The following is a 2,047-nucleotide window of genomic DNA, read 5'->3' as shown; positions in this document are numbered from 1 at the left end:
AACAGAACTTCTTGTTACTGATAACAGAACTTCTTGTTACTGATAACAGAACTTCTTGTTACTGATAACAGAACTTCTTGTTACTTTAACTAAAAAATCTCTCATTTTTCATTTTAAAATGAGAAAAATAGGCAGGTTTTTGCTGTATATGAGTGGTTTTTTTCTAAAAATAGTATAACTTTTATAAAATAGTTATAATATTAACAATTTTTAGCTATAATAACAGCGTGTGAAGATGCTTTCACAGCGGTATTTCCTATGTGCGACAAAATTTGGAGAAATTAGCTTGACTTTGTTGAGTTAGTGGGTTGGAGGATAGAGAGGGCGACACCTCGTTAGGAGGTATCAATGTGAAAATATTTGTCGTATTAGTTCTAGTATTAGTAATTCTCGCACAATTGCTATATTAGGCTTATTTGTGGTCTAATCCCTTGTTTATGGGGGTTGGCTCGTTATAAGCATACTGATACGATCACACTTATTATACACCAAAAGAGGAGTATAGAGTGGAATTTGATCAATTAGATTTACAAAAAGCGTTAAAAATATTAGATGCACTCCCACAAACAATCAAAGAATTACTATCAAAGCATGAAATCAAAAAAGAAGAACTAGAACCCACTCTAAAAGAAAAACCCACACCACTCAAAGAGTCACAAACCACCCCTACACCATGCAAAAATTTAGTGGTTAGCACCACTAAAGATAAAACCTATATCACCTACCACAATAACGCTAATAAGGTCAATCTAGGGAAATTGAGCGAAAGGGAAGCCAATCTTTTATTCGCTATTTTTCAAAAGCTCAAAGATCAAGGGAATACCCTCATTCGTTTTGAACCGCAAGATTTAAGGAGAATGTTGGGCATTAAAATATCCTATGATAATCTTACAAGAACCGCTAGAAGCATGTGGAATAAAATAAAAACCGCTGATTTTTGGGAAGTTAGAGACATTATAGTGAATGGTAGAGAATGCGTTTCTGAAAAAAATTATATGCTTTTTCAAGTTTGTGAAATCGTAAGCGATAAAGAAACAAGAGAATTTTTGTATATGGATATTCAGCTCAACACAGGTTATAACTATCTGCTCAACAATCTAGGAATGGGCGGTCAATACACTTCTTTCAATCTCTTAGAATTCCAAAGAGTGAGGGGCAAATACGCTAAAACGCTCTATCGCTTGCTCAAGCAATACAAAAGCACAGGGATTTTAAGCGTGGAATGGGGTCAATTCAGGGAGCTTTTAGACATTCCAAAAGATTACAAAATGGAAAACATCGATCAAAAAGTCTTAACTCCAAGCCTCAAAGAACTCAGAAAAATCTATCCCTTTGAACACTTGAGCTACAAAAAAGAACGCAAAAGCCATGACAAGCGCAAGGTAACCCACATTGATTTTTATTTTGAGCAATTGCCACAGGGCGAAACCAAGAAACAAAAACAAGCCGACAAGCAACGCGCTAAAAGGGACATCAAGCTCATAGCATGGGACATCAAAAGACAAGGCATGTTAAAACGCTCTAAAGAAACCCTAGAAGTTAGGGAAATGGATCTGAAAAGTTTGATCGGCTCTCTTTTTGAAAACCCTAATGGGGTTATCTTAAAAGTTGAAAACATCGCTAAAGAAAAAAACCAATTCTTCATGCATATTTCTTTCCCCAACCGAAAAAGCGAACCACAAAAATTCCCTGTATCTGACAAACGATACGCTTTAGAATTTTTGTATGTCACTAAAGGCTTCACTTTCAAAAAAGACAATCTGTTGCAAGAAATTGAAACCTTCACGCCTAGCATCCACCCCATCACGAATGAACCTATCAAGGAATTTGCACAATACATCGGCAAAACGATTAACATCACTAACTTCAATGTGGATCAATTCCCTGATGGGATAACAAGCTACTTGAAAATCACTAACATTGTCAAATTGAATGACAATCAAATCCAAATCTCAATCCAAGATGTGGACAAGCCTGAGAAACTGCTCAAACCTTTCATCGCTAAAAATGAGAAACATTTGAAGAATTGGTTCAAGAAATACTACAG

At 35.7% G+C, this 2,047-nt stretch carries 1 protein-coding gene; it reads left to right on the top strand.

All coding sequences use genetic code 11. The annotated features are described in order from the left end of the window. Nucleotides 1-506: 506 nt before the first annotated feature. On the top strand, nucleotides 507-2,047 hold a 1,541-nt coding region (locus tag IC572_RS07640; RefSeq protein WP_187855763.1), incomplete at its 3' end, for a replication initiation protein.

It is taken from the genome of Helicobacter pylori (assembly GCF_014496485.1).
Classification (GTDB): Bacteria; Campylobacterota; Campylobacteria; order Campylobacterales; family Helicobacteraceae; genus Helicobacter; species Helicobacter pylori_DD.
This window is presented reverse-complemented; position numbering and strand designations above follow the sequence as displayed.